This is a genomic window from Pseudomonadota bacterium (assembly GCA_039033415.1).
Taxonomy (GTDB): Bacteria; Pseudomonadota; Gammaproteobacteria; order Xanthomonadales; family SZUA-38; genus JANQOZ01.
Map to the genome: position 1 here is coordinate 151,730 of JBCCCR010000006.1, position 23,426 is coordinate 175,155.

General features: G+C 63.2%; 21 protein-coding genes and 1 pseudogene. 15 read left to right on the forward strand and 7 right to left on the reverse strand.

Going from position 1 to position 23,426, the window contains the following annotated elements; all coding sequences use genetic code 11:
• The first annotated feature begins 52 nt into the window (after positions 1-52).
• The 11 genes and pseudogenes from AAF358_06550 to AAF358_06600 all read left to right on the forward strand — a co-directional run bounded on the left by AAF358_06550 (position 53) and on the right by AAF358_06600 (position 11,533).
• Complete coding sequence (locus tag AAF358_06550) at positions 53-619, forward strand: OmpH family outer membrane protein (protein ID MEM7705194.1); 567 nt, start codon at positions 53-55, stop codon at positions 617-619.
• Positions 620-631: 12 nt separating this feature from the next.
• A complete protein-coding gene (lpxD, locus tag AAF358_06555; GenBank protein MEM7705195.1) occupies positions 632-1,663 on the forward strand; it encodes a UDP-3-O-(3-hydroxymyristoyl)glucosamine N-acyltransferase in 1,032 nt (343 codons plus the stop codon).
• Entirely contained in the window at positions 1,660-2,127 is a 468-nt protein-coding gene (gene fabZ / locus AAF358_06560) for a 3-hydroxyacyl-ACP dehydratase FabZ (GenBank protein ID MEM7705196.1), read from the forward strand. The genes lpxD and fabZ overlap by 4 nt, the downstream gene beginning before the upstream one ends.
• Positions 2,124-2,897, forward strand: a complete 774-nt coding sequence (lpxA, locus tag AAF358_06565) for an acyl-ACP--UDP-N-acetylglucosamine O-acyltransferase (GenBank protein ID MEM7705197.1) — start codon at positions 2,124-2,126, stop codon at positions 2,895-2,897. Before fabZ ends, lpxA begins: the two co-directional genes overlap by 4 nt.
• 3 nt (positions 2,898-2,900) lie before the next feature.
• On the forward strand, positions 2,901-4,073 hold the full coding sequence (gene lpxB / locus AAF358_06570; protein ID MEM7705198.1) for a lipid-A-disaccharide synthase: 1,173 nt from the start codon (positions 2,901-2,903) through the stop codon (positions 4,071-4,073).
• Positions 4,070-4,642 carry a ribonuclease HII gene (locus AAF358_06575; protein ID MEM7705199.1) on the forward strand — a complete coding sequence of 191 codons (573 nt, stop codon included), beginning with the start codon at positions 4,070-4,072 and terminating at the stop codon, positions 4,640-4,642. Before lpxB ends, AAF358_06575 begins: the two co-directional genes overlap by 4 nt.
• Entirely contained in the window at positions 4,639-8,109 is a 3,471-nt protein-coding gene (gene dnaE / locus AAF358_06580; GenBank protein ID MEM7705200.1) for a DNA polymerase III subunit alpha, read from the forward strand. The genes AAF358_06575 and dnaE overlap by 4 nt, the downstream gene beginning before the upstream one ends.
• Positions 8,110-8,113: 4 nt before the next feature.
• Positions 8,114-9,081, forward strand: a pseudogene (locus AAF358_06585) (acetyl-CoA carboxylase carboxyltransferase subunit alpha).
• Positions 9,074-10,369 carry a tRNA lysidine(34) synthetase TilS gene (tilS, locus tag AAF358_06590; protein MEM7705201.1) on the forward strand — a complete coding sequence of 432 codons (1,296 nt, stop codon included), beginning with the start codon at positions 9,074-9,076 and terminating at the stop codon, positions 10,367-10,369. Before AAF358_06585 ends, tilS begins: the two are co-directional and overlap by 8 nt.
• Before the next feature lie 77 nt (positions 10,370-10,446).
• Positions 10,447-10,683, forward strand: coding sequence for an exodeoxyribonuclease VII small subunit (locus tag AAF358_06595; GenBank protein ID MEM7705202.1), 237 nt, complete (start codon positions 10,447-10,449; stop codon positions 10,681-10,683).
• Positions 10,667-11,533: a polyprenyl synthetase family protein gene (locus AAF358_06600; GenBank protein ID MEM7705203.1), complete on the forward strand. Its 867-nt coding sequence runs from the start codon at positions 10,667-10,669 to the stop codon at positions 11,531-11,533. Before AAF358_06595 ends, AAF358_06600 begins: the two co-directional genes overlap by 17 nt.
• Positions 11,534-11,590: 57 nt before the next feature.
• Here AAF358_06600 and maiA read toward each other — a convergent pair whose 3' ends face one another.
• Positions 11,591-12,238, reverse strand: coding sequence for a maleylacetoacetate isomerase (maiA, locus tag AAF358_06605; protein MEM7705204.1), 648 nt, complete (start codon positions 12,236-12,238; stop codon positions 11,591-11,593).
• Positions 12,239-12,432: 194 nt separating this feature from the next.
• Between maiA and AAF358_06610 the strand changes: the two genes are divergently transcribed.
• Positions 12,433-12,894, forward strand: coding sequence for a MarR family winged helix-turn-helix transcriptional regulator (locus tag AAF358_06610; protein MEM7705205.1), 462 nt, complete (start codon positions 12,433-12,435; stop codon positions 12,892-12,894).
• A 21-nt stretch (positions 12,895-12,915) separates the two neighbouring features.
• Here the strand turns inward: AAF358_06610 and aceK are convergent, their stop codons facing one another.
• Complete coding sequence (gene aceK, locus AAF358_06615; protein MEM7705206.1) at positions 12,916-14,661, reverse strand: bifunctional isocitrate dehydrogenase kinase/phosphatase; 1,746 nt, start codon at positions 14,659-14,661, stop codon at positions 12,916-12,918.
• Here aceK and AAF358_06620 point away from each other — a divergent pair.
• The 3 genes from AAF358_06620 to AAF358_06630 all read left to right on the forward strand — a co-directional run bounded on the left by AAF358_06620 (position 14,655) and on the right by AAF358_06630 (position 16,924).
• Positions 14,655-15,251: a DUF924 family protein gene (locus tag AAF358_06620; protein ID MEM7705207.1), complete on the forward strand. Its 597-nt coding sequence runs from the start codon at positions 14,655-14,657 to the stop codon at positions 15,249-15,251. The genes aceK and AAF358_06620 overlap by 7 nt on opposite strands.
• Positions 15,252-15,458: 207 nt before the next feature.
• The gene (locus AAF358_06625; protein MEM7705208.1) at positions 15,459-16,430 is read left to right on the forward strand and encodes a hypothetical protein; all 972 of its coding nucleotides are present in this window, start codon (positions 15,459-15,461) and stop codon (positions 16,428-16,430) included.
• A complete protein-coding gene (locus AAF358_06630) occupies positions 16,427-16,924 on the forward strand; it encodes a hypothetical protein (GenBank protein ID MEM7705209.1) in 498 nt (165 codons plus the stop codon). The genes AAF358_06625 and AAF358_06630 overlap by 4 nt, the downstream gene beginning before the upstream one ends.
• A gap of 51 nt (positions 16,925-16,975) precedes the next feature.
• Here AAF358_06630 and AAF358_06635 read toward each other — a convergent pair whose 3' ends face one another.
• Genes AAF358_06635 through AAF358_06655 form a run of 5 tightly spaced genes read right to left on the reverse strand, consistent with a single transcriptional unit; the run spans position 16,976 to position 23,386 of the window.
• Positions 16,976-19,075 (reverse strand): tetratricopeptide repeat protein, encoded by a 2,100-nt coding sequence (locus tag AAF358_06635; GenBank protein MEM7705210.1) that lies wholly within the window; start codon positions 19,073-19,075, stop codon positions 16,976-16,978.
• A gap of 18 nt (positions 19,076-19,093) precedes the next feature.
• The gene (locus tag AAF358_06640) at positions 19,094-20,071 is read right to left on the reverse strand and encodes a hypothetical protein (protein ID MEM7705211.1); all 978 of its coding nucleotides are present in this window, start codon (positions 20,069-20,071) and stop codon (positions 19,094-19,096) included.
• 13 nt (positions 20,072-20,084) lie between these two features.
• Positions 20,085-20,459 (reverse strand): fluoride efflux transporter CrcB, encoded by a 375-nt coding sequence (crcB, locus tag AAF358_06645; protein MEM7705212.1) that lies wholly within the window; start codon positions 20,457-20,459, stop codon positions 20,085-20,087.
• Positions 20,456-21,472: a tryptophan--tRNA ligase gene (gene trpS, locus AAF358_06650; GenBank protein ID MEM7705213.1), complete on the reverse strand. Its 1,017-nt coding sequence runs from the start codon at positions 21,470-21,472 to the stop codon at positions 20,456-20,458. Before trpS ends, crcB begins: the two co-directional genes overlap by 4 nt.
• A 45-nt stretch (positions 21,473-21,517) precedes the next feature.
• Positions 21,518-23,386, reverse strand: a complete 1,869-nt coding sequence (locus AAF358_06655; GenBank protein ID MEM7705214.1) for an alpha/beta fold hydrolase — start codon at positions 23,384-23,386, stop codon at positions 21,518-21,520.
• Positions 23,387-23,426 lie beyond the last annotated feature (40 nt).

Sequence of the window (23,426 nt, forward strand, 5' to 3'; positions counted from 1 at the left end):
AGCAACGGGTTTTTGCTAGCATACGGTCCTTGTACGAACGGTCTTCGGTGATTTGAGCAAGCGGCCAATTTCTCTTCGACTGCTGCTGGCAGCGTTCCTGGCAGGCATTACTGTGCTGTCAGGAGTCGCGCAGGCGCAGGAGGTTGAGGGTTCAGCCCCCGGTCGAATCGGCTACGTAGACTTTGAATTCCTGCTGGAGAGCTCCCCCCAGCGGAAGATCCGCAAAGAAGCGCTGCAGGCCCGCTTTGAGGGCCGCTACCTGGAAATCGACACCAATGAAAAGGAGCTGGAAGAGCTGGAGGACCGTCTGGTGAGGGACACCGCCGTGATGAGCGAAGAGCGTCGCCAGGCCCTGGAGCGGCAGATACGCAATCTGCGCCGTGACGTCCAGCGCTCCAAGGAAGACCTCGCTGAAGACGTGTCGCTGGCGCACGATGAGCAGCTGAAGAGGCTCCGAGACGAAATCTACGTGGTCGTGGAGCGGTATGCCAAAGACGAAGGGTATGACCTGATCCTCGCCTCGCCGGCCATCTACTATTCCGAGTCCATCGATCTGACCCAGCGTCTGCTGGAACGGCTGGAGGAAGCCAGTCGCATCCCGTCGACGGCGGTCAACTGACCAGCAGCCTAGATGCACCCAGAACCCCCTACCCTGACGCTAAAGGAGCTGGCGAATCAGCTCGGTCGACCGTTTCGCGGCGACCCGGATCTCCCGCTAAGCGGCTGCGCGACGCTCAGCCGCGCCGGCGAGGGCGATCTCAGCTTTCTGGCCAACCCACGATACCGGTCGGACCTCCACGACTGCCAGGCCGGCGCCGTGATTCTGCGCGAGGAAGACAGCGAGGGGTACAGCAGGGGTGTCATCATCAGCCCCGATCCCTACCTGGATTACGCCCGCGGTGCAGCCAATTTTGACCCGAGTGGGCACTTCGTTCCCGGCGTCCATCAGAGCGCCGTCGTCGGCGAAAACGTAACGCTGGGCGAAGGGTGCTGGATCGGCGCCAACAGTGTCCTCGAGCCTGGCGTCACCATCGGGCGCAACGTCTTTATCGGCGCCGGCTGCGTGGTTGGCCCCGGCTGCGTCATTGGTGACAACAGCAGGCTCACGGCGCAGGTCACGCTGGTCAGTCGCGTCAAGCTGGGTCAGCGCGTGATCATCCACCCCGGCGCCGTGCTGGGGGCTGACGGGTTTGGGCTCGCCCGCGATGCGTCCGGCTGGGTGAAAGTGCCGCAGCTGGGCGGCGTTGAGCTGGGCGACGACTGCGAGATCGGCGCGAACACCACCATCGACTGCGGCGCGCTGGATAATACGACGCTCGAGAACGACGTCCGCCTGGATAACCAGATCCAGGTCGGCCACAACGTTTTTATCGGTGCCCATACCGCTATTGCGGGCTGTGTTGCCATCGCCGGCAGCGCTCGAATCGGTCGCAACTGCATGGTTGCCGGCGGCGCCGGATTCGCCGGCCACATCAAGGTCGCTGACGGCGTGACCGTGACCGCCATGACCATGGTGACGCACGACATCAAGGAACCCGGCGGCACCTATTCCTCCGGCATTCCGTTTCAGCCCGCCAGCACCTGGCGCCGCAACGTGGCGCGGCTGCGCAATCTCGATCAGCTGGCCCGGCGCCTGCTTAAACTTGAAAAGGACTCCCAGTGACTGACAAAGACAACAACAGTAAGGTCGTGGATATCGAAACCATTTTCCGGGCGCTTCCGCACCGCTACCCTTTTCTGCTGGTCGACCGCGTGGTGGACTACGAGACCGGCAAGTGGGTGAAGGCCATTAAAAACGTCACGATCAACGAGCCGTTTTTCCAGGGCCATTTCCCCGACCATCCGGTGATGCCGGGCGTGCTGATCCTCGAGGCCATGGCGCAGTGTGCTGGCGTTCTGTGTTACCTGAATACGATCGACGACCCGCAGGATAGCCCGATGTTCTATCTGGTGAAGATCGACAATGCTCGCTTCACCCGGCTCGTCGGCCCCGGGGACCAGCTGCACATGGAAGTACGCCTGAAGCGCATGCTGCGCAACATGGGGCAGTACGAGTGCTCCGCGGAGGTTGACGGCGAAAAGGTGGCCAGCGCGCAGATCCTGTGCGCTGAGCGGAGCGCTACATGATTCATCCACAGGCGGTGGTGGACTCCACAGCGGAGCTCGCCGAGGACGTCGAAGTTGGTCCGTTTTCGTTTATCGGCCCCGGCGTCACAATCGGCGCAGGATCGGTGATCGGCCCCCACGTGGTGGTCAAAGGGCCCACCACCATCGGCAAAAACAATCGGATCTTTCAGTTCGCGTCGGTGGGTGAAGAGCCACAGGACAAGAAGTTTCTACCCGAGCATGACACCCGGCTGGAAATCGGCGACGGCAACACGATCCGTGAGTACTGCACCATCAACCGCGGCACGGTGGGCGGCGGCGGAGTCACCCGCATCGGCGATCGAAACTGGATCATGGCTTATGTGCACATCGCCCATGATTGCATCATCGGCAACGACACCACCTTCGCCAACTGCGCTTCCCTGGCCGGCCACGTTGAGGTCGAAGACCACGCCATCCTGGGCGGATTTTCCCTCATCCATCAGTTCTGCCGGGTCGGGCGAAACGCGTTCACCGCCATGGGTGCCAGCGTCAACCGGGACGTGCCTCCTTACGTGGTGGTCGCCGGCAAGATGTCGGAGCCGCGCGGGATCAATTCGGAGGGGCTACGTCGACGCGGCTTCTCCGCTGAGCAGATCGCGGCCGTCAAGCGCGCGTACAAAATGCTGTACACCCAGGGCCGGCCGCTGAGCGAGGCGCTGGAACAGATCCGCGAGCTCGCCGCCGAATGGGAGGAAGTGGCGCCCATGGTGGAGTTTATTCAGAAAAGCCAGCGCAGCATCCTGCGCTAGAGCATGGTCAGCAGCAACACCGATCCGCGCCACATCGTGCTGGTCGCCGGAGAATCCTCGGGCGATCGGCTGGGTGCCGGCCTGGCAAGTCAGCTACGGGCCCGATACCCGGACGTCAAGCTGTCGGGCATTACCGGCCAGGCGATGAACGCTGCCGGCGTCGAAAGCTGGTACGACTGTCAGGCGCTCGCCCTGATGGGTTTTGCCGAGGTGGTGGGACACCTGCCGGAACTCCTGCGTCTGCGCCGGACCATTCGGCAGCGTATGCTGGACGACCCGCCGGACTGTTTCATTGGTATCGATGCACCGGACTTTAATCTGGGACTGGCCCGAAAGCTCAAGGCAGCAGGCATCCCCGCCGTGCACTATGTAAGCCCCTCGATCTGGGCCTGGCGTCAGGGCCGCGCTGGAAAAATTGGGCGCTGTATCGATCTGATGCTGACCCTGTTTCCCTTCGAACCGCAGATCTATGAGCGCTACCAGGTCCCGGCCCGCTTTGTTGGCCATCCAAGCGCGCAGGCGGTGGCGCTCGAACCCGACCGCGCCGCGGCTCGCCGGGAGCTGGGCATCCCGGACGACGTGCAGCTGGTCGCCCTGCTGCCCGGCAGCCGCGGCGGCGAAATCAAGCGCCTCGGTCCGGTGATCGCCGCCGCCGCGAGACGCATCCTGGCCGAGAAGCCGGAGGTGCGGTTTGTCACCCCCACCGCAACGGCCGCCACGCGACAGCGCTTCAGCCAGATGCTGGCAGCCGAGGGGCTGGGGGATCGCGTCGAGCTGCTGGAGGGACAATCTTTCACCGCGCTTTGCGCCGCTAATGCGGCCATTATCGCCTCCGGCACCGCCACGCTGGAGGCGTTGCTTTGCAAGACGCCGATGGTGGTCACCTACCGGATTTCGCCGATCACCCACCTGATCGTAAGAGTGACCCGCATGATGAAGGTCGACCAGTTTTCTTTGCCGAACGCGCTGGCCGGAGAGCGGCTGGTCCCCGAGCTGATGCAGGCTGCGGCGACCCCCGAGGGTCTGGCCGAGGAAGCGCTGGCGCTGCTCTCCGATTCGCCGCGCCGGAGCCATATGATCCAACGATTTGCCGAAATTCATCAAAGCCTTCGCTCCGACACCAGCGCCGGCGACGAGGTGGCCGCCTTTCTCGCCGAACGTGGAGGGTCGCGGTGAACACTGCGGGCGTCGACGAGGCAGGCCGGGGCTGTCTGGCCGGACCAGTCGCAGTGGCCGCGGTGGTGCTCAATCCCGACCTCAACTGGGATTGGGTAGATGATTCGAAAAAGCTAAGTGCCCCGCAGCGTGCGGAGATGGCGGAAAAGATCCGCGCCGGCGCGCTGGACTACACCCTCGAAATGATCGATGTTGTGACCATCGACAAAATCAACATTCTTCAGGCAACGCTGCTCGGGATGAAGCGCTGCGTAGAGCGCCTGGCGCAGCCGCCGGCAGAAGTACTGATCGACGGCAACCGAACGCCTGACGTGACGCTTCCCTGCAAAGCGATTGTGGGTGGTGATGCGCTGGTGAAGTGTATTGGTGCGGCATCGATCCTCGCAAAAACGGCCCGTGATGACCTCATGACCGAGCTGGACCGCCAATATCCCGAGTACGGCTTCGCCAGCCACAAGGGCTACGGCACGCCGCAGCACCTGGCCGCGCTGCGGTCCTTGGGACCTACCCCGCTGCATCGCTCCAGCTTTGCGCCGGTTAGAGCGATGATTCAGGGAGAGCTCCTGTGACCCCCTGGTTTTCCCATCTGTCGCTCCACACGGAGTATTCGCTGGTCGACAGCACGCTGCGGATCAAACCGCTGGTTCAGCAGGCCGCTGCGATGGAGATGCCGGCCCTGGCAATGACCGATCAGCACAACCTGTTTGGGCTGGTGAAGTTTGTGCGGGCCGCGGAGGGTGCCGGCATCAAACCTCTCGCCGGTGCCGATCTTTGGCTGCTGGACGAGGAGGCCGACAGCCCAGCGCGCTGCACGGTGCTGTGCCAGAACCAAACCGGCTATCGCAACCTGTCGGCCCTGCTGTCTCGCTCTTTTGCGACACGCCAGTCACACGCCCTGCCCTGCGTGGACCCCGAGTGGCTGCTGACGCATAACGACGGGCTGATTGTGCTGACCGGCCAGCAGCAGGGTCCCGTGGGGCGCCTGCTGGCGGACGGCAAACCCAACCGCGCCAGCGACACGCTCGCGCGCTGGGCAGCGGCACTGCCCGATCGGCTTTACGTGGCTATCTCGCGCGTTGGGCGGCCCGGCGAAGAAGAGTATCTGGAGCAGGCCCTCAAGCTGGCTCATGCTCACCAGTGCCCGGTGGTGGCGGTCAACGACGTCCGCTTTCTAACGATGCAGGACTACGCCGCTCACGAAGCCCGGGTCTGTATCAACCAGGGTCGGCTGCTCGACGACCCCGGCCGGCCGCGGGACTATTCCGATCAGCAGTATCTGCGTTCGGCTCGCGAGATGGCGGAGCTGTTTCACGATCTGCCGGAAGCGCTGGAGAACACGGCGGAGCTGGCGCAGCGGTGCAATTTACACCTGGAGCTCGGCCAGTACTTTTTGCCCGCGTTCCCGCTGCCCGATGGGCAAACCGAGGCCAGCTATCTGGAACAGCAGTCGCTGCAGGGGCTCGAGGAACGTCTCCAGTCTCGACCGCCCACCTCGATCGCCCGCGCCGACTACGACGCGCGGCTGAGTCACGAGCTAAGCGTCATTGGCCAGATGGGGTTTCCCGGCTATTTTCTGATTGTCGCAGACTTCATCTCTTGGGCCCGCCAGCAGTCGATTCCCGTCGGACCGGGGCGCGGATCAGGCGCCGGGTCGCTGGTGGCGTACGCACTCGGCATCACCGATCTCGATCCCCTGGACCACGACCTGCTCTTCGAGCGTTTTCTGAATCCAGAGCGCGTGTCCATGCCCGACTTCGATATCGACTTCTGCATGGACCGTCGCGATGAGGTGATCGCGTACGTTGCCGAACGTTATGGACGTGAGAAGGTTTCGCAGATCATCACCTTTGGCACGATGGCGGCAAAAGCCGTGGTGCGTGACGCAGGCCGGGTGCTGGGTCTGCGTTACGGCTTTGTCGACGAGGTCGCCAAGCTGGTTCCCAACACGCTGGGGATTACGTTGGAAGGCGCGCTGAAAGAATCGGCCGAGCTGGCCGAAAGGGTCGATACCGACGACGACGTGGCGCAGCTCATGGAAACCGCGCGCTCCCTCGAAGGGCTGACCCGCAACGCCGGCAAACACGCCGGCGGCGTGGTGATCGCACCACGCCCGCTGGAGTACTACACCCCGCTCTACAGCGAGACGGCGGGTGAAAGTGTGGTTTCCCAGTTCGACAAAGACGACGTTGAGGCCATCGGCCTGGTGAAGTTTGACTTCCTCGGCCTGCGTACGCTCACCATCATCGACTGGGCCGTGAGCGCCATCAATCATCGGCCCGACCAGCCGGCGCTCGACGTCGACTCCCTGCCGATGGACGACGCGGCAGCATTCAACCTGCTCAAGGCGTGCCAGACCACCGCCGTTTTCCAGCTCGAATCTCGGGGCATGAAAGAGCTGATTCGCCGACTGCAGCCCGGCAGCTTCGACGACATCGTGGCGCTGGTGGCGCTGTACCGACCCGGGCCGCTCGACTCCGGCATGGTGGACACCTATGTGGACTGCAAACACGGCCGGCAGGAGGTGCGCTACCCCCACGACGAGCTCGAGCCGATTCTCGAACCCACCTACGGCGTCATTCTCTATCAGGAGCAGGTGATGCAGATCGCCCAGGTGATGGCCGGCTATACGCTCGGCGGCGCCGACATCCTGCGTCGGGCGATGGGTAAGAAGAAGCCGGCGGAAATGGCCAAGCAGCGATCCATATTTGTTGACGGCGCTACCGCCCGGGGGATCGACGGCGCCCTGGCGGAGTCGGTCTTCGACCTGATGGAAAAGTTTGCCGGCTACGGTTTTAATAAGTCGCACTCCGCCGCTTACGCGCTGCTGTCCTACCAGACCGCGTTCCTGAAAGCCCACTATCCCGGCGAGTTCATGGCGGCGGTGCTGTCCGCGGATATGGACAATACCGACAAGGTGGTTGTGCTGATCGACGACACCAAGCAAATGGGCTTGGAGCTGCTAGCGCCGGACGTCAATCAGTCCGCTTATGCCTTTAAGGCCCTCGACGATCATCAGGTGCTGTACGGCCTGGGTGCGATCAAAGGCCTCGGGCGCAGCGCCATCGATGCCTGCATCGAGGAACGCGATCAACACGGGCCTTTTACCGACCTGCTTCAGCTGTGCAACCGAGTGGATATGTCCCGCCTCAACAAGCGGGGCCTAGAGGCCCTGATCATGGCTGGTGCGCTGGACTGCCTGGGCCAGAACCGGGCCACCCTCTTTGCCTCCCTGCCGGAGGTAATGAAAGCGGCGGAGCAAAGTGCCCGGGATCGAGCCGCCGGCCAGAGCGATCTGTTTGGCGCGCCGGCACCGGTCGCGAAGGCCGATCCGACCCTGACCGTGCTGGCCGATTTTGACGACGACCGCCGCCTGCGCGGCGAGCGGGACACGCTGGGGCTTTACCTGTCGGGCCACCCACTGGACCCTTACCGGTCCTCGCTGGAAAACGTGGTCAACTGTCCGCTGGGCGGGATCGACAAGCGCTTTGGCAAGCTCAACAGCGACAACCGACGCGGCGTTCCGGCGACCCTCGCCGGATTGATCATGGGGCTGCGCAAGCGCGGCGAGCGCAATGCGTTTGCCCAGCTTGATGACGGTACGGGCAGAATTGAACTCGCGTTCTTTGGCAAAGCGATGGGTGAGAACGTTGAGCTGCTGAACAATGACCAGCTGGTGGTCGCTGAGGGAAACCTGCTGCCGGACGACGTCTCCGGCAGCGTCAAGATGCGCGTTGAGCGACTGAAGACGATCGACGACACGCTCGCTAGCTACGCTCGCGCTCTGCGCCTGACGCTCAATCGCACCCAGCTGGATCTCGCAGCGCTGCGCGAGACGCTGCTGCCTCACCAGCCGGGCAATACGCCCGTCGTGCTGAGCTACCACAACGACACGGCCGAAGCTCACATCCAGCTCGGCGATGCCTTCAACGTCAAACCCACCCGGAGCCTGCTCGAAGGACTGACCGGCGTCCCCGGCGTGGCCGGCGCTCGGCTGCTGTTCAGCGAGCTTCTGGAAACCGATAACGCGTATAATTAGCCGCATGACGCAATCCGAAGCCAACTACCTGGATTTTGAACAGCCAATCGCGGAGCTGGAGACCAAGATCCACGAACTCCGTAACGTCAGTTCTGACAACGCTATCAACATCGAGGAAGAGGTTGAGCGGCTGCAGGAAAAGCTGCGCAACAAAACCGAGTCCATTTTCTCGAGTCTCGATGCTTGGCAAATTTCCAAGCTGGCCCGGCACCCAAACCGCCCTTATACCCTCGACTACGTGGAGCACCTGACCGAAGAATTCCATGAGCTGCACGGCGACCGGGCGTTTAAAGACGACCCGGCCATCGTCGGCGGGCTAGCGAGGCTCGGTGGACATCGGGTCATGCTGATCGGCCAGCAGAAAGGACGCAGCACCAAACAAAAGGTCCTGCGCAACTTCGGCATGCCGCGGCCCGAGGGTTACCGCAAGGCGATGCGGCTCATGGAGACCGCGGAACGATTCGGCCTGCCGATCGTCACGATGATCGATACGCCTGGCGCCTATCCCGGAATCGGGGCTGAGGAACGCGGCCAGAGCGAGGCGATTGCTAAGAACCTCCAGGTCATGGCGGGACTGCGCGTGCCGATCATCTGCTGCGTCATCGGCGAAGGGGGCTCCGGTGGCGCCCTGGCCATTGGGGTCGGCGACCACCTGATGATGCTGGAGTACAGCACCTATTCGGTGATTTCACCGGAGGGCTGTGCGTCGATCCTTTGGAAAAGCTCGTACTGACCAAGGACGCCGCCAGCGCTATGGGAATCACTTCCGAAGCGCTGAAGAAGCTCAAGCTGATTGACGAGATTGTGCCCGAGCCTCTCGGTGGTGCACACCGAGACCCGAAGGCTATGGCTAGCACGCTCCAGGCGGCGATCTGTACCAAACTGGAGAATCTCGCAGCGCGGGACACCGATTCTCTCCTCTCCGAACGCTACCAGCGGCTGATGGCTCTCGGTCGCTTCAAGGGTGACTGACCAGCCCGTCGAGCTACTGCAACGGGCCTTCGCCGAGCTGAAGCCCAAGCGGGTCATCGTCGCCTTCAGCGGGGGGCCGGATTCCACCGCACTGCTGCTGCAATCCATCGAGTGTTTCCGGGGACCTCTGCGCGCGGTCCATGTCAATCACGGCATTCATGCTGATTCGGATCGCTGGGCCGCACACTGTCGCGACGTGGCCGAGAAACTCGATGTACGTTTTGAGTGTTTGGCTGTCCCCAGCGACCAGCTGCCCAGCCAGCCGAACGAAGGTCAGCTGAGGGACGCCCGCTACGCGCTGCTGGCTCAGGCGTTGAGCGAGGACGATGTGCTGCTAACGGCCCACCACGCTGACGACGTGGCCGAAACGGTGCTGCTCGCTGCGCTGCGCGGCGGCAGCAGCCACGAGCTTGCGGGCATCCCGCGCCTCCGACCGCTGGGTAGGGGCCAGGTTTGCCGACCGTGGCTGGCCGTGTCGCGAGAAACGTTGATCGCTCTGCTCAAAAAGTCCGACTTTGCCTGGCTCGAAGACCCGACCAACGCGTCATCCGAGGTGCGGCGCAGCTTTCTGAGACAGCACATCATGCCGACGCTGGCTGAGCGTTGGCCCGACGCGGCAGCCAGTCTCGCCGCCACCGCCCAGCGCCAGAGCCAAACCGCGGCAGCGCTGGACGAGCTCGTCGATCGTCACCTGTCGGTCCACTCGGAGCCATCAACTTCGATCAGCGCAGAGGCACTGGATCCGCTATCACTTGAGACGCAGGTCCTGGTGCTGCAGCGCTGGCTGACAACCCACGGCGTCGAACTACCGCCGGCACGCCGGCTCCGCGAGCTGCTCCAGCAGCGCGCCACCTGCGCCGACGACCGCCACCCCGAACTGTCGCTGGCGAAGCACCACCTGCGGAGCTATCGCCGCCATCTCTTTCTGGTACGCCACAAACCGCAACCGTCCTCCACCCTCAACACGCTGCGTTGGACCCCGGCCAGCCAGCCTGCGTTGACGCTACCCGATGGATCGAAGCTCACCTGGCAGGGCGAGGAGCCGCTGTCCGAGCTCACGGTTTCGACCGGTTTGCTTCGACGCTCGGTGAAGCGGGAGGGTGATAGTCAACACCGAAATTTGAGCAAAATTTTCCAGCAGCTGGGTATTCCACCCTGGTCACGCGCCGCGACCCCCTTGGTCTTTCAGGGTGAACTGTTGGTCCAGATCGGTAACGCGTGGCGCAGCCGACGCCTGGCGGCGTTCCTAAGTGAGCGCCAGCAGGAGCTGACCTGGAAATCGGTGTAGCGCATGAGGTCGGCAACGGTTGCTATTCGGCGCCGGCAATTCCATTATGCGTCGCTTGATCAGACCACGAGACCATGATGGCAAAAAAGGATTCCACACCAGATTTTGAACAGTCGCTGGCCGAGCTGGAAACGCTGGTGGAGCAGATGGAAAGTGGTGAGCTCACGCTCGAGAATTCGTTGGCACAGTTTGAAAGGGGCATGGAGCTGACCAAAACCTGCCAGGTGGCCCTCCATGCCGCCCAGCTGCGTGTCGATACGCTGCTGGAACAACCCGCCGACGAGGGAGCCGGGCCGCTTGAAGACTCGGATTGATGCGCTAACCCGGCAAATTAACGACGTACTTGCGACGCATCTGCCGACCGCCGACGTCGCGCCGGAGCGGCTTCATGAGGCGATGCGTTACGCTGTTTTCAACGGCGGTAAACGAATCAGACCCCTGTTCAGCTATGGTGCCGCCGCGGCTCTCAAGGTGGACGATCGCCAGGTGGACGACATCGCAGCCGCGGTGGAGCTAATACACGCCTACTCGCTGATCCACGATGACCTGCCGGCGATGGATGACGACGACTTGCGGCGTGGCAAACCCTCAGTCCATCGACAGTTCGACGAAGCCCTGGCCATTCTCGCGGGTGACGCCCTGCAGGCGTTGGCCTTTCGGGTGCTGGTGCAAGGCGCCGCCGACAAAGCCGACGTGGCGGTGACCGCGCTGGCGGACGCCTGCGGATCGGTGGGGATGGCCGGGGGTCAAGCCGTCGACCTGGCGGCGGTTGGCAAAACGCTGACGCTCGATCAGCTTTCCGGGATGCACCGGCTGAAAACCGGCGCCCTCATACGCTGCTCACTGGCGCTCCCGGCGCTGCTCTATAGCGCCGATGCTGCGCACGTAACCGCGCTGACCACCTACGGCGAAGCCGTGGGGCTGGCGTTCCAAATCCATGATGACGTGCTGGACGTCGAGGGCAGCACCGAAGAACTGGGCAAGCCGTCCGGCTCTGATAGCGACAGCAATAAGCCCACCTACCCTGCCTGCATCGGGCTGGACGCCTCCCGGACTATGGCCAACCGGCTGGTGGAGGAAGCCCGGGATCAGCTCACGTTGCTGCCTGGCGACACCGAGCTGCTCGCCTACCTGGCGGGCTTCAGCATCGAACGCCGAAGCTGAACGAAAGCGCTGCTGCTGGTTCGCTTTTTGCTCGGCCGCTCGCGCGTGCCTTGCCGGTCAGCTTTCAGCGTCGGGCTGATTTTCCGGGGCGGCTACCCGAAACTCCGCCAGCGACTCGCAGCGTTTGCAGATGTCGATGATCAGCGGAAAGGGGGTGAGATCGCAGCCGTACCGCCGCGCGTTGTACACCTGAGGGACCAGAAAACAGTCGGCCATCGTCGGCGTATCACCCTCGCAGAATTCGCCCGTGGTGGGGCTGCCGGCCAGCATCGATTCAAAGGCTGAGAAGCCTTCGGTCATCCAGTAATTCATCCACTGAACCCGATCTTTGCCTTTGATGCCCAGCTCCTTGTCGAGATACATGTTGACACGGAGGTTGTTCAACGGGTGAATGTCGCAGGCGATGATCTGCGCCAGCGACCGCACCCGACCGCGAGCGCGAATCTCTGACGGCAGCAGAGGCGCTTCGGGATAGGCCTCATCGAGGTACTCCAGAATGGCCATGGACTGACGGTAGACCCTCCCACCATCGGTCAACACCGGCACCAGACCCTGAGGATTCAGCTCGAGAAAGGGCGCCCGATGATGTTCTCCCCCGTCACGCAGCAGGTGGATCGGCACCAGGTCGTACTCGAGTCCCTTGAGATTCAGCGCAATCCTGACCCGATAGGCGGCGCTGCTGCGCCAGTATGAGTAAAGCTTCAGATCCATGCTGCTGCTCCCTACTTCTTCTTATTTCTCCCCTCGGAAGGTAGCTTACCAAATGCGCGTCGGCCGGACTGTGGCCCCCGTTGATCCATGGCTCTTCGGCGGGTCGGGGCAGACAATGCCGTTCTCCGCCTGCCTGCTGCAGCCCGCCGCAAAACGTGCGACCATCACCATTTTGCTGCACCCGCCGCATGCCTGACGCCTTCCAGCTCGAGTCCTTTTTCCCGTTTCTGTTATCCCGCCTGTCCAATCGCGTCAGCGCGGGCATTTCCGAAACCTACGCCTCGCGCTATCAGCTGAAGGTCAGCGAGTGGCGCCTCATTTGTCTAATCGGCTGTTATCCGGGCGTTTCAGCCGGCGAAGTCGCTCAGCGAGGTGAACTCGACAAGGTCGCGGTGAGCCGCTCGGTGGCAACGCTGATCAGTCGAGGCTTGATCGAGCGAGAGTTTGACGAGGTAGACCGACGCCGATCGATGCTGCGCTTGAGCGCCGCAGGCCAGGCGATCCTCGATGACATCGCGCCGACCGCTAGTGCCTACAGCAACGCGCTGCTCGAGGCCCTGAGCACGTCGGATCGGGAGGTTTTGGAACGATGTCTCGATCAGTTGTGGCGGCGGGCACGACAGCTGGAATCAGAGGCGGCTGAATCCTAAGGCGGGCCCCGTCAGCGTGCCTCAGCGCCAGCTCTGTCCATACCAGCTGCCGGAATAGGGGGCCACATCAAAGACCTCTCCGGCGCCGAGCCGTTCCTTCAAGCCGTTCCAGAAGGCGGCGGTGAGAAGGTCTTCATGGGATTCGCGGAAGATCGCCAGCTGCGAAGGGGTTAGACCGAGAAAGCTCGGGAACTGGGCCGGAAAGACGTCCTCCGGCGCAACCTCATACCAGACGTCGCTCCCAAACTCCTCGAATTCATAGCGGGCCCGTGGGACGTTGCGAAACCGGCATTCGTCGAGCGAGCAAAGCTCGTCGTAATCATAAAAAATCACCCGACCGCTCCGCGACACCCCGAAGTTTTTCAGCAGCAGATCCCCGGGGAAGATATCGGTCATGGCCAAATCGCGGATTGCCTGACCGTAGTCCAGCACAATGCGCCGCTGCTGTTCTGCGTCGACGCGATTTAGGTAAAGATTAAGCGGCTCTAGCCGACGCTCGATGTAGAGGTGCTGGATCACCAGCTGACCAGCAACAACGCTCACGCTGTCGGCACACTCCTCGCGCAGCTCGGTGAGCACCTCCTCGCTGAAGCGATCCAGCGGAAAGCGCAGCTGCTTAAACTCCTGCGCGTCGACCAAACGCCCTGCGCGGTTGTGCGTATAGACCATCAGATAGCGATCTTTGACGTCCTGGTGCGTGACTTTCTTAGGCGGGGCAAAGCGATCCCGAATCACCTTGAACACAACCGGGTAGCTATCGAGCGTAAAGACCGCCATCACCATCCCTTTGATGCCAGGGGCCGGCACGAAGCGGTCTTCGCCCCGCTGCAGATGGCGATAGATGCCTCGGTATCGCTCGGTCTTCGCCTGCTTGGCACGCCCCAGGATGCTGTAGAGCTCCTCCACGGGTTTGTGGGGAAGGATCCCTTTCAGAAACTTGACCGCGTCCGCGATGCTGATCAGATCAGCGTGGAAGTACGAACGCGAATAGCTGAAAACCGAGCTCGCCTCGTCGACCGCGGTGGTGACCCAGTCCACCCGTATCCCCGGCGCCGGGTTTTCCAGCGCGACGAGCAGCGGCAAGTTTTTTTCAGCCAGACAGATTCGCCCGACGATGAACGCCCGGGTATTGCGATAAAAGAGCGGCCGGATGACCTCCAGATCGCGAATACTCGATACCCCACCGTGTTGGGCCAGCTGGCTGGTGATAGCGTCCCCAAGCCGCCGCACGCAGCGCTGACGGTCTTCCCAGGGCAGCCCCAGGGAATAATCCTGCAGCAGCTGCTGGCAGATTGCGCGAAGATCGCCGGTCCAGGGGTAGCGGAGAATGCTGGGCCGGGAGCTGACATGATCCGTGGGACCAAGCTGAGTTTCGGCAAACTCCAGCGCGGCGTTAACGCCAACGGTGCTGAACCGACGACGACTCACCGAGTTAAAGAAGGTTTTGTTCAGTTCCCGATCGATAGCGTCACCCAGCCGATCTTCGTAATGGCTGCGGGCTTTACCCCAAAGGGCTTCATCACTAACCTGCGCACCCAGGACTTGATCGATGCGGGCGATGGTATCGAGAACGAAGCGGTCGTAGAGTTCGATTCGCCGGCGCGCGTCTTCCTGCGCGCCGGCCCAGTCGCGGGTTTCAAACCGCCGGCCGCTGCTCTGGGTTATGGCCCTGAACTGTTGCCCGTACCGCTCAAATTCCGAGAAAATCAGATCCGAGAGCATGACGTCCAGAGATTGTTTAGGGTTCGAAGTGGTGACCGATGTCAACTGAGATTCACCCGTCGCAGGTACTGAGTTATTGGTTTGGACCTGAACCATATCAGGAAAGAAAATCGCTTTGGTGGGGCGGGAAGAAAAATGATGCGGCCATCATTGAGCGCTGGCGTGTTGCGGTGGAGCAAGCGCTCGCCGGCGGCCTTGAGGAATGGACCGCAACCGCTCAGGGGAACCTGGCGCTGATCCTTCTCAGCGACCAGCTCACCCGCAACGTTTATCGCGGTACCGCGCAAGCGTTTGCCGGCGATGCAATGGCCCGAGCTTGTGTGGCCCGCGGCCTCGAACGCGGTGACCTCGCCCACTACCACCCGCTGGAGGCGGTGTTTTTCCTGATGCCGCTGGAACACCACGAGTCGATGGAGAGCCAGCGCCAGGCCCTGCAGCTGATGCGTGAGTTGCGGGAACAATGCCCGCCCGAACTCCGGAAAATTCTCGACTCCAACATCGAATATGCGCGGTCTCACGGCGAGATCATCGAGCGTTTTGGGCGTTTCCCCCACCGCAACGTCGCCCTGGGGCGGCCGTCGACACCGCAAGAGGCCGCCTACCTGGCCTCCGGTGGGCGCCGCTTTGGCCAGTAGATTCCGTCAGCCGGTTGCCGGCCCGCGGTGCAAAACTTTTTCTAGAACAATAACCTAAACGCCGATTTTCCCGGTTTTACCCCCACCTTCCCGATATTTCCTGACTTTTTTGTTGCCGTCGGCAGAGCACCACTCGATGCTTCTTCGAAATGGGCGGACGGATCGCCGCCCCGCACCCAACACATACTGACGTCAACTGGAGGACCGATGATGCGGTGTTTCTTCTTCGCCCTATTTTTCGCGCTGGCAGCGGCCTCGCCTGCCCTGGCTCAAACCTCCGCTTACGAGGATCAGCTGGTCGACAATCTGGCCCGAGTCGACGCTTGGTACGCCTACCTTCGCAACTTTCCGTCGAGGCCCAACCTGCCTCCCACCGGCGAAGTCGCCGAGCTGGCCACCGCGGTGGCTCAGGTCTACGCCGCCTTTCATGATCAGCACGTCTCAGAGCACGAGGAACGGCTGAAGGCAGAGTTCGACGAGATGGTGATTGCGGGCCTGGTGTCACACTACCCCGTGCTGTCAGACAGGCTCGCCGTCACCACGGCCGTCCTGAGTTCGGGCCGGGCTGCTGATCCCACCGACTACGACTTTCGGCTGGCGCGGCTGACAGAAATGGTTGAGTGGCATTACTTTGCCCTGCCTCTCCTGCTCTATAAGGGCCCAACGCCCTACCATCAAATGTATCGCTCGGCCCAGGAGGCCTACCGCACCGCAACCGGCAAGCGCCCGCCTGAGCTCGACCTGGCCTCGGTCGACTGGCCGAGCGTCGCTGCCCGCGAGCTCGGGTCCACCGAAGTGGTTTCGATCAGCGAAAGGCGTCGTCGCGAGGCCGAGCAGCGCCTGGCGAAGCGCACGGCCCTAACACAAGACATCGCCCAGGCTAACGCGGCGAATCAGGCGCGGATCGCCGAGGAGGTCAGCGCTGCCCAGGCCGCGGCGCAGGCAGAGGTCGCCCGCGAGCTGGCGCGAGCGCAGCAGGTCGCGGTGGATCTTCCCGCAGAGGACAGCTCCGGCTCGTCGTTCTTTTGGCTGGTGCTGCTGGCGGCGGTCGCTGCAGGTGCTGCTTTGGCCTACCGACAAGGTTGGTTAAACCGGCAAATCCTGGACCGGGCCCCCGATGTCCTCGCGGCCACCCAAAAACTCTCTCCGCTCAACCTCAAGAAGGACGGACGCCCATGAAGCCGCGCATCACAAGCATTCTCTTATTGTTGCTGACGCTAAGCTGGACGCCACAGGGTATGGCTCGCTGGCCCTGGGACAGCTCTGCCGTCGACGAGCGCCAGCAGCTCGATCTACACCTCGACGCGCTGGTGACGGCACACGAGAACTTCAAACGCCTCGCCGCGGGGGACGCTCCGCCTCCCTTTGACCCGGCGCAGCTGGCGGACACCGTCGCCGCGCTGAACGATCTGCTTTCCAACTCGATCGACCCGGGCAACGAGAAACACTACCGCGCTACCGTGGAAAGAATTCGCAACTATCTGGACGATCGGATAGACCGGATCGAATACGAAGTGACACGCCTTCAGTTGTCCCGGGATGCGGGCGATCAGGCGCGGCTCGAGCGTTTGATCACGCAAAACTATTTTGCCCTGCCGAAACTTCTGGCGGTGAAAGAGCGCAGCCGCTACGAGCAGCTCGAGGGGATGGCGCGCGCCCAGCTGGGCCTGTGATCTCCACCCCCTGGCCCAGGTGGTCCAGCCGCTGGGTTACTCGATCGCTCGCTACGACTCCAGAGCACGGCTTCGCTCGAGGCGCAGAAACCCTTCAAGCAGCTCCTCGAGAGACCGACGTTGTGCCGCTGAAAGCTGGCAATTGAGCAGGATGTAGCGACAGGTTCGCACAACCTGCCTCCAGCGCGGCCGCTGCGGCAAGCGCTGCAGAGAGAGATACTTCTCCATTGTGCGGGTCCTGACGCGGCCATCGTCAATCGCCACCTGCCAGATACTGCTTTGCTCCGCCAACGCGATCCGGTCATCGCCGGTCACGGCCTCCCACGCGTTGACGCAGGCGAGCATCAGATCGACCAGGGCCTGCCGGTAGGCGGCACGATTTTCCTCCGCCGCCCGCTGCGACTGGTCCGCGATCTGCGCGAGCGCTGCCGTCGCCGTTGCCGCGTCTTCGGATGACTGGATCAGGATCAGCCGGTAGCCGTCGCTTTGATCCAGGGACCGCACCGAGACCGTGGCTCGAGCGCCGTCAGGCGACGCGGCTGTGGTCAGCTCATGGGTGTCCTTCGTGTCTGGATCAATCCGCGTGACCTGCGCCAGGAGCTCGGGATCGACGGCGCGAAGGTTGTCACCATCGGCAAAAGGTTTCGGAAACCAGTCTCGACAGGCGGCGTTTGCGTGCACGATGCGCCCGCCCTCATCGATACACAGCAGCGGATACGGAGTGCTGTCGAGCAGGTCGAGCAGCCGACCGCTCTGACGCGACAGGTCCATCAGCTCGGAACGATGGGCGGCCAGCTCGCCGTGAAGGTGTGCCTCGGCGCGCCGCTTGTTCCGCCAGACCCAGGTCACGATGGTACCCGCCAGCAGCACAAGCATGCCTGCTGACAGCAGGGCGATTCGCTGGCGGCTGACGGTCAGCGCCGCGATCTCGTTGTCCTTCTCCAGCAGCTCGTTGGCTTTCCGCTGCTCGTCGATTTCGATGCGGGTCCTGAGCGCCGAGAAATCCTGGGCAAACTTTGCCTCCAGCAGCTTTTCATAGCCGTCGACGTAATCCTTCATGGCGGCCAGCGCCAGCTCCGGCTCGTTCAGGGAAGTATGGATATCCACCAGCAGCCGCTGCAGCGAAAGCGCGATACGGGCTTGTCGGGTTTCGCGTGCGCGCGCCAGCGCGCCTGTCGCGATGGCTCTGGCCTCCTGGGCACGTCCGAGCTGGAGATAAACCCGAGCAAGCTCGGGCTCGAGCTCGAGCAGCTGCCGTTGCTCCAGTCGGCGAACCAGTTCGGTGGCCTCATCGAGGATCGCCAGCGCGCCCTCTGGATCCCCCTGTGCATTGGCCAGACGCCCCTTGAGTACCAGCACCCGCGCAAGCTCGGCGTTCCGCGTGAGCTGCCGATAGCGCCTCGCAGCGTCATCGAGGTGAGCGGCCGCGGTGGCGAGCTCGCCCGCCGCCATTTCGGTCGCCCCAAGATCCTCGTAGACGTGGGCGATAAAGCTTTCGATGTAGTCCGCGGAGTCGGGGTCCGCCTGTTGGGCGCGCCGGTGTATCGCCAGCGCTCGGTCAAGGTAGAGACGAGCCTCATCGACGCTACCCATATCACGATACACGCCAGCGATGTTGGCCAGGGTCAGCCCGCTCCGATAATCCGCCGGACCTGCCTTGAGCAGCTCAAGAGACCGCTCAAACGCCGCCAGCGATGCACGGTAGTTGCCCATCTCCCGATGGATCGTGCCCAGATCGTTGTGGACGGTGGCGGCGAGCAGATCTCGACCGAGCCTGCGAACGATTTGGAGCGCGGCCTCAAAATACGGCAGCGCCGCCCGATAGTCCTCCTGCCGAAGTTCTATGATCCCCTTTTGCCTCAGCCAGTTGTAGCGATAGAGGTTGTCCTCCAGGAGGCCAGGGTCGCGCAGGAGGGCTGTTTCGAGGTACTGGTTTGCCTTGACCAGCTCATCCCACTGGGCGTGGAGCATGGCCAGATGGATGTAGAGCTTGGTTCGGTCGGACTGAGGTCTCGCGGTGTCATCCAGCCACCGCTCGCACGCGCCGACCAGCGGTCGCGCGTCCTCCGCGCCGCTGGACAGGCACTCGTCAAAATCCGGGGCGGGAGCGCCCCACGCCAGCCAGCCGCTGAGGACCGCCGCGCGCAGCAAGCCCAAGTCCTACGTTGCTCAGGCCGCCGGCGGCGGCGACGGGTCCGGCGACGGCCCGCCGCCCCAGCTGGTCGCTTTGTCTTTGAGTTCGCGGAACTTGGAGGACATGCCCGCCAGCTTCTGCTCCCACTCGGGGTTTGGCTCCTGACCTTCGATCGACTTGAAGTACACCTGCATCAGGGCCGTCATCGCAATGGGATCGATGACCGCCGCCTTGATCCCGTAGGCCAGCAGCGCGGCAAAGGCGAAGGTCCAGAAACCCGCCAGCGCCGGAAACAGCGCAATAAGGCCCGCCACCGGCGCCAGCACCACGAGAAATACGCCGAAGGTCAGCAGCCAGATAAAAAATGCCAGAAACGCCGCGTTCTTGAGGATCGACTTGTAGTTCTGGGCGTAGAGCACGAGCGCGCGCTGGGACGACTGCCAGATATTGTCTGAACCGGTGCGCAGGTGATACGCGAGGATCACCTCGTCGAGATAGGTCATGGACATGTTGAGCACCGCGTTCACCAGCTTCATCGCGCCGCCCAGGCCGGGAATCGGGAGAAAGTTCGCGATGCTGAAGGTGATGCGATTGAAGGTCTTGAGAATCCCCTTGATCAGCTGATCGACCGCAAACAGCGCGGACGACTCACCGAAGTTTTCTTTGACTCGCGCCTGAGCATATTCCACCTGCCCTTTGCCGTCCGGCACCGGCTGACCGGCCAGAAACCGCTCAAGCACCGCAATGTGCCCGGCCTTCACCATGTACAGCAGATATTCACGGGCGAAGTAGAGCACCGTACTGACGAGCCCAAAGCCGATCAGACCGCCGTAGCCGGCGCCCGCCGCAGGATCACCGCCCACCTTGCCGGCGACAAATCCAATCCCCGCACCGCCGCCGGTGACGATGATGTAGAGCAGCGTGATGCCCATGTAGATCGCCAGCCGAAATATCACAAACGGCAGCGTCTTCATGATCAACCCAATGATTTCGCCGAGCTTGAAATCCCACATACGCTTAAGTCCCTTAAGTTGCGATCCAGTAGCCGGCGGCTACCCCCGCCAGACATAGAAGTACTGAGCCCAGGGCGTACAGCAACGCTCGCTCCGGGTAGCCGGCCTGCAGCAGCTCCAGCGTCTGCAGACTGTAGGCAGAAAAGGTGGTGAAGCCTCCCAGCACACCCGCCATTAAGAATAGTCGAAAATTTTCGTTGATCACCCAGCGCCCTTCGGACACGGCGTTACCCGCCACCAAACCGATGAGAAGCGCGCCAAGGACGTTGACCGCGAGGGTTGCGTAGGGCCAACGCTGACCGGCGAGCGGCGTCAGCCACAAGCCAACGCCGTAGCGGGAGGCACCGCCGATGGCGCTGCCGAGGGCCACCAGCAGGACCGCTTTCATATCAGCGACCGGATTCCCACCGCTCGGCGCACCGCGTGCATCAGCGGGGCGGCCTCATCTCGGGCCTTGACGGCGCCAGCGGCCAGCGCAGCCTCAACTTCCGCGGGATGTTCGATCAGCTGGGCATAGCGATCCCGGGCAGGCGCAAGGACCTCATTGATCCGCTCGAATACGCGCTGTTTAGCCTCGCCCCAGGCCAGGCCGGCGGCTAGGTCTTCCGCAAAGGTCTGTCGCTCATCCGCCGAGACAAACGGTGCATAGATCGGATAGAGAGCGGACTCGTCGGTGCCCTTCGGCTCACCGGGCTCTTTGGAGTTGGTGACTATGCGCATGATCGCCTTGCGAAGCTGTTTTTCGTTCAGCCACAGACCGATCGTGTTGTCATAACTCTTGCTCATCTTGCGCCCATCAAGACCCGGTAGCACCGCAGCGCTCTCGTCGATGACCGCCTCGGGGAGCGTAAAGATTTCACCGTAGCGATGGTTGAACCGCTGCGCCATGTCCCGCGCCATCTCGATGTGCTGGCTCTGGTCTTTGCCGACCGGCACGTGCGTGGCGTTGAACATCAGAATATCGGCCGCCATCAGCACCGGGTAGCTAAACAGCCCCATCGTGATTTCGTGATCGGGATCATCGCCGGCACTTTCGTTGTCCTGAACTGCGGCCTTGTAGGCGTGGGCGCGGTTCATCAACCCCTTGGCACACACGCAGCCCAGGATCCAGGTCAATTCCGGGATCTCCGGAACGTCCGATTGCCGGTAGAACGTGGCGCGGTCGACATCGAGCCCCAGCGCCAGCCAGGTGGCCGCAATCTCCAGCGTGGACTGGTGGACCCGTTCCGGCTCGTCACACTTGATCAGGCCGTGATAATCCGCGAGGAAGTAAAAGGAGTCGGTTGCATCGCTCAGGCTATCTTCGATGGACGGGCGAATCGCCCCCACATAGTTGCCGAGATGCGGTGTGCCGGTGGTGGTAATACCGGTCAGCGACCGGGGCAAAGACTGGCTAGACACGTTGCTCGCAAAGGTCCATTTGGCTAGGGAATCAGCGCGGCATTATCAATCATCTGCCAAGCTGCGGTCCAGAAAGCCCGCCACCGCCTCGTACCAGGCCCGCCGTGCCGCCGCGCCCCGGAGGTCATGGGCCTGACGACGCAGCCGGACCCAGGTGAACTCGGCCTCAGCATCACCCCTTCGCAGGCGCGCCCGCAGTCGGCGCGATTGATCAAACGCCACGACCGTATCACGGTCGCCGTGCCCCAGCAGAATCGGTCCCTGGATGTTTGCCGCCAGATTGACCGGCGAGGCGGCGGCCAGCGCGGGATCAGCCGGGTCGCCCACCATCTCCAGCCATTCCCGGTAGCCCCGCTCGTTGCCCATCGCCGTGAGGTCCTCGATGTGCCGCGGCAGATCGGACACGGGTGCCCGGGCCACGGTGCAGCGAGTGACCGGGTCTGGGCGAGCCGCCAGCATCAGGGCCGCATAGCCGCCGAAGCTGCCGCCCATAGCGCACCCCCGATGGCTGCCGGGCAGGCCGCTGCGACGGGCCCAGCGCACGGCGTCCTCCAGATCATCCAGCATTGCGCCCGCCCACTCGCGGCGCCCCGCCCACTGCCACGCGGCCCCCTGGTTGGTACTGCCACGATAATTGACCTGAAGCACCAGGTAGCCAAGATCAGCAAGCCACTGCGCCTCGTCGTGCCAACGACGCTGGTCATGGCTCCACGGCCCACCATGGATCAACAGCACCATCGATCGGGCTCGGCTGGCAGGCCGGGTCACCAGCACCTCCACCGGCTGATTGTCACGGCTGATAAAAGTCTCGACGCTCACCGGGTGACCTGCGGGCAGCGACATACCGGGCCAGCTTCGAACGCCCCGATCGCTGACCGTATAAAGCTGAACGCCTCCCGGATCGGGGCCCAGCTGCCACAGCGAACCTTCGCGGGTTTCTCCAAGCCAGAACACCTGACGCTCGGCAATCCGCTCGCCGAGCGCCGCCAGCGCCCGGCGGGTTTGCTTGTCAGGGCCGCGAATGGCCTCCAGCCGACTGCCCACCACCAGCGCCTGCGGCTGAGGCAGGCCCGGCAGCAACGCACCCGCGTCGTGATCTCCGCGGGTGTTTGGGTTCGCGTGCACGGCGGGGCGCGGGTTCAGCGACCCGGATGGAAAATCCAGCACCCGGTAGACCCCGCCTTCCCCCTCGCTGAACCAGGCTTCTTTGGCATCCTCGGTGAAGCCGAGCAGGCGCCAGGCCGGCTCCGCCAGCGTCCGACGACGCAACGACCGCCAGGGCGCCGCCGGCTCGCGGCGCCAGACCCACTCATAGGCCGGCTGCCCCTCATCCATGCGCCACCGACGGGCCAGCAGCGTCTCCCCGGACGGCGCGGGATGCCAGCGAAACAGCTGGCCGGGGTTACGTTCCACCAGCGTCCGCCGCCCGCCGGCGGTGAGACGAAGCAGGTCGGACCGCCAAGGTCGATCGCGGTCGTTGGCCAGCAGCAGCGCACCGTCCGGCATGACGCGAAGCAGCCGCGGACCGAGGCGGCGCTCGACCGATTCAGAGAGCAGGAGCTGCTGCCCACCGGCCGGGAACGACAGGCGATACCACCGAACGCGGTTGGCCCGGCGCACCATCACCAGCAGCTGATCCTGCGGCAGCCAGTGGAGCCCTTCGATCCATCCGTCCGCCTGCCAGAGCAAGTCCGGCGGGTCGCTGGGCGTCGCCAGCGCCTGCCAGACCACCGCGTCGCCGCCATCACCTGAGGCCACCCACAGCAGCGCTTTACCGCCGGGGGCCAGCGCCGTAAACCTGGGCGCCTGCCGGGGTAGGTCAACCGCCGCGCAAGTCCCCGACAGCAGCGCCGCACAAACGACAAGGGTGCCCCAAAAGGTGCGCGTGATCGGATCAGCCGCAGCCTTTGCCATATGAATTGTTAATTGATAATCTGTTTTCAATCAGTAGATT

Bases quoted from the DNA above. Each gene is read 5' to 3' on its own strand.
- lpxA (MEM7705197.1), top strand. From the start codon at position 2,124: ATGATTCATCCACAGGCGGTGGTGGACTCCACAGCGGAGCTCGCCGAG.
- AAF358_06620 (MEM7705207.1), top strand. From the start codon at position 14,655: ATGTCAACTGAGATTCACCCGTCGCAGGTACTGAGTTATTGGTTTGGA.
- AAF358_06630 (MEM7705209.1), top strand. From the start codon at position 16,427: ATGAAGCCGCGCATCACAAGCATTCTCTTATTGTTGCTGACGCTAAGC.
- AAF358_06655 (MEM7705214.1), bottom strand. From the start codon at position 23,386: ATGGCAAAGGCTGCGGCTGATCCGATCACGCGCACCTTTTGGGGCACC.
- lpxD (MEM7705195.1), top strand. From the start codon at position 632: ATGCACCCAGAACCCCCTACCCTGACGCTAAAGGAGCTGGCGAATCAG.
- AAF358_06610 (MEM7705205.1), top strand. From the start codon at position 12,433: ATGCCTGACGCCTTCCAGCTCGAGTCCTTTTTCCCGTTTCTGTTATCC.
- AAF358_06640 (MEM7705211.1), bottom strand. From the start codon at position 20,071: ATGTGGGATTTCAAGCTCGGCGAAATCATTGGGTTGATCATGAAGACG.
- crcB (MEM7705212.1), bottom strand. From the start codon at position 20,459: ATGAAAGCGGTCCTGCTGGTGGCCCTCGGCAGCGCCATCGGCGGTGCC.
- AAF358_06595 (MEM7705202.1), top strand. From the start codon at position 10,447: ATGGCAAAAAAGGATTCCACACCAGATTTTGAACAGTCGCTGGCCGAG.
- lpxB (MEM7705198.1), top strand. From the start codon at position 2,901: ATGGTCAGCAGCAACACCGATCCGCGCCACATCGTGCTGGTCGCCGGA.
- AAF358_06625 (MEM7705208.1), top strand. From the start codon at position 15,459: ATGATGCGGTGTTTCTTCTTCGCCCTATTTTTCGCGCTGGCAGCGGCC.